Raw genomic sequence first — 3,842 nt, 5'->3', positions numbered from 1 at the left:
GGCAACTGGGAAGTTGATTGAGACACAGAGCTGCTTGATACCGGCATAACTTGCAATCCAGACTTGACTGTAAAGGGCGCGATGAAGAAGGGGAAATGATCTCAATATCTAAGCGAGTGGTCAAGCAGTGAGCGAAATGGCTAAGCCTTTAAAATTGGCCTCTCAGATTGAGCCGAACGGTGCGACCCACTCCTGGGTAGCCGGGGAAAACCTCATATTGCTCATCCAGCAGGTTATCAACCCCCACTTCTAGAGCGAGATTTTCTGCTACTGGGATCCCTCCCCGCAGAGCCAGGTTGGTGTAGCCGGGCAGAGATTGGGTATTGGCGTTGTTGGTAAAGAAAGTGCCAATGTGATGCAGGAAAACTGAGGCATACCGATCCTCTGCATCGCGGTAGCTCAGGCCCAGGTTGAAGCTGTCTGCTCCCACGAAGGCTAGCTGTTTGCCAACCTCTTTGGGATCCAGCGCCGAGCGGATGATGGGATCGTTCAGGGTGTAGTTGGCAAAAAGAGTCCAGTTTTCCCCCAGCCGCAAATCCAGGGCTGCTTCTATGCCTGTGTATTCCACGAGCTCAATGTTTTCGTAGGTTCCCCTGCGCGGGCCGGTGCTGACAAAGGTGATGCCATCGCGGATGCGGTTATGGGCAAAGGTCAAGCGCAGTAGGCCAAAATCTCCCAGAGCCTGATCCAGGCCAATGTCAAAACTCTCTCCCCGCTCCGGTCGCAAATTGGGGTTCCCATCTACCTCAAAAAAGCCCCGCAAACGAAAGAATAAGTTTGAGATCAAGGGGGTGCGAAAGCTGCCGGCATAATTGGCCCTCAGGGTGGTGCCTTCTGCCAAAACCCAGCGGATCCCTGCGGCAGGAGAGGTGGCCGAACCGTTGACCCAATTGCTCGAATCTTGGCGAACGCCTAAGTTGAGATAAAAGTTGGGCTGTGGCTTGTAATCCAGGCGGGCGAAGAGGGCCCCTTGGTTCACGGTATTGTCGTAGTTGACGTTGGTGGATCCCCTGGCAAAGGAGAAGGTGGTGTTGCGAGCTGAAATGGATCGGTAGTCTGCTCCTAGAGTAAGCTCCAGGTTTTCAGCAGCCTTCCAGGTGTATTGCAGTTGGGATCCCCACCCCGTTCGCAGGATCTCATCCCGGGATCCCTGGCTTTGTGGGGCGCTGAAGCGATAGTTGAGGTCGTCAAAAAATACCCTAGCTTGCAGGGATCCCCTCTCTTGATCCCACAGCCAACTGAGATCTAACAGCAGGTCGTTGGTGTTTTGCACTGCATCGGGGGAGGGAAACTCGGTGCTGCCAGGCACCTGAAACGCTTTGTTGAGATAAAGGGCATTTCCTGTTAGGACCTGGCCTTCTGCCAGTTGCCAGGTGAGCTTGGCTTGTAGGTTGTGGTACTCCACCGCCGAGTTCTCCCGCCTGCCGGCTTTGCCCAAACGCCTAATTTCAAAGGGAAAGTCGTTGTTGCTCTGCAGACGGCGATAGCTGACCACCCAGCCCAGATCCTGCGCTTGGCCGCGGTTTTGGATCCCTTGCTCGTTGAGGCCGTAGCTGCCGATAGCCGCTTCCAGCACGGTCTCGGATCCCGGCTTTGGATCCAGCGTCACGATGTTGATGACCCCGCCAACGGCATCGGAGCCGTATAAGGTGGAGCCCCCACCTGGAGAGATCTCAATACGCTCGACCACATCTGTAGTGATCTGAGACAGATCGAACCCGCCAAAAAAGCCCAGGTCGTTAATGGGGCGGCCATCCAACAGCACCAAAACCTGGGCCGTTCGTCCTCCCCGCATAAACTGGGAGCTAAGGGCTCCCAACTGAGTTCCTGCCGTGCCGTCGCTGAGGATCCCGGGCAGGTAGCGCAGGGCCTCCTGAACCGTTCTTGCCCCTTGCTCTCGAATTTGCTGGCGGGTAATGACGTAAACCGGGCGGGAAGAATCCCGCAGCAAGCCGGGGCGACGAAAAGGCGTGGTGACGGGTTGATTTAAAATCTCGGCGCTAACGCCGGTTTCCAACACCTCTTGAGCTGAAGGTGAAGAGGCCGCCGGCTGCGCCCACGCTGGGATCCCCAAAACAAAGCCCCCCAGCGCCAGGCTGAGACCTAGAATGGGATTCATTTTCCTAAAGCTCCTGATTCCGTGCGACGCGGAAGAAATGCGAGCCAAAACCGCAGGCGGGCATCCTGACTGAGGGCATAGGTCTAGCCTAAGCCCATCACAGTTGCGGCACAGCGCCGGATTTGCACCGGACTTTCCCCTTTACATGCCCTGGCTGATCCCCAGGACAACCTGTCGGTACAGCTTTCTCTGCGATTGCTCCGAAAAAGCCGTGCTAGGCATCATACATCCCCTGCTCTGGAGTTCCTATCCTGCCAGGGGGGATGTCATCCCCAGGGGTGAACGGGATCCCAACGGCAATCCCAGGGCTTCGGATGGGCCACATCCCACCAACTTAGAAAACCTGGGCCAGACTTCTTCTTTGCTTTGTAAGCAGTTAAAGAGTAGCCCACTACTATTCCAGATCCTGAGGCCCAAGGATCCCTTGACTTTTGAAGAATTTGAAGAATAGGGAGGATAGAGATACGCTGAGATCTTGCAAAATCCACAGCCTTTGGGAGAGTAAGAGGGGAGCAGTGGCTTGGCTGCTGTCCACGGGATTCATTGGACTAGTACCCAACCGGATAGAAAAGAGGGGCTTTTTCGATTTCTGGCAAAGCCGTTGCCTGGTGGGCTGGATCCGGCTCAACTTGGCTGGGAGAGGCAATCGGCACCTCGATCATCCGATCCGGTACCAGCGGCACCATTTCGGAGCGGTCGGCAATTTCCCGGAGAGAATTGGCAATGGATTCTTGAGTCAGCAGAAACTGTCGTTCGTTGCGCTGCATCTGCTGCCACACCTGGTAACGCTGGCTCCACCGGCTTTGGGTATGCACAGTCCAACTGTAAAGGCTCAACACTGAAACGCCGGAGAGGATAGCCATCCCTGTGGAGATTTGCTTCCACCAGGCTAGGTGTTCTGCCCAAGCAAGATGCTGGCTGCGAGGATGGGCTGATTTCAACTTCAAATCCAAAGGTTGGGTGCGGCTGGCTTGAACTGTACCGGAGAGGGGTCGGCTCAGAGCAGAAGGCTGTCTGTGGCGACGAGGGCTCTTGGGACGATCAAGACCTGCGTTCAAAGGCTGGCTAACCATAGGGCTTAACCTCACACACACCAAGGGATCCGACGGTGCAGGACTGCCGGTTCCGCTTCACCCTAGTTCCCCGCGCCCCCCAACAGCAACCCCCTTCTCCCGATTCCCGGCCTCAGCAGGACAGCTGTCCGCTTCACGGTAGCCGATCTCTTGAGAGCGGGAGAACCAACCTAAACCTACATCTGACTGCTGCGGGCAGCCACTCGCAGTTTGGCAGAGCGGGCCCGTGGATTGCGTTGCCGTTCCAGTTCGGAAGGGGACAAGGGCTTGGGGGTGAGCACCTGCCAACGGGGATCCCTGCGAAAGGCCCATTTCACCAGGCGATCTTCAAGGCTATGGAAGCTGATTACGGCCAACCTGCCGCCGGGTTTCAACCAAGTGGGGGCTTGGGCCAGCAAGGTTTCTAAAGCCTCCAGTTCTCGGTTCACGGCAATGCGCAACGCCTGAAAGACGCGGGTGGCCGGGTGGATGCGGCCTCGCCGAGCTGCCGGAGGTACTGCCTGCCAAACCACCTGGGCCAACTGAGTGGTTGTGGCGAGGGGACGAGCCTGCTCGATGTGATGGGCGATGCGGCGGGCAAATCGCTCTTCGCCGTAACGGGTGAAAATCTCGATCAACTCTTCGACCGGGCGATGATTAACCCAATCGGC

3 protein-coding genes and 1 riboswitch are annotated in these 3,842 nt (G+C 56.7%); all 3 genes read right to left on the bottom strand.

Annotation, left to right across the window (positions count from 1 at the left end):
- Positions 1-148: 148 nt before the first annotated feature.
- Entirely contained in the window at positions 149-2,119 is a 1,971-nt protein-coding gene (locus NW819_RS13395) for a TonB-dependent receptor plug domain-containing protein (RefSeq protein WP_414414046.1), read from the bottom strand.
- Between the two features lie 37 nt (positions 2,120-2,156).
- Positions 2,157-2,309, bottom strand: a riboswitch (cobalamin riboswitch).
- 358 nt (positions 2,310-2,667) lie between these two features.
- The gene (locus tag NW819_RS13390; protein WP_414414045.1) at positions 2,668-3,192 is read right to left on the bottom strand and encodes a hypothetical protein; all 525 of its coding nucleotides are present in this window, start codon (positions 3,190-3,192) and stop codon (positions 2,668-2,670) included.
- Between the two features lie 176 nt (positions 3,193-3,368).
- Positions 3,369-3,842 (bottom strand): 16S rRNA (cytosine(1402)-N(4))-methyltransferase RsmH (gene rsmH / locus NW819_RS13385; RefSeq protein ID WP_414414044.1); only part of this gene is annotated, 474 nt, incomplete at its 5' end.

This window comes from Synechococcus sp. R8-2 (assembly GCF_047461715.1).
Lineage (GTDB): Bacteria > Cyanobacteriota > Cyanobacteriia > Thermostichales > Thermostichaceae > Thermostichus.
This window is presented reverse-complemented; position numbering and strand designations above follow the sequence as displayed.

Bases quoted from the DNA above. Each gene is read 5' to 3' on its own strand.
- NW819_RS13395 (WP_414414046.1), bottom strand. From the start codon at position 2,119: ATGAATCCCATTCTAGGTCTCAGCCTGGCGCTGGGGGGCTTTGTTTTG.
- NW819_RS13390 (WP_414414045.1), bottom strand. From the start codon at position 3,192: ATGGTTAGCCAGCCTTTGAACGCAGGTCTTGATCGTCCCAAGAGCCCT.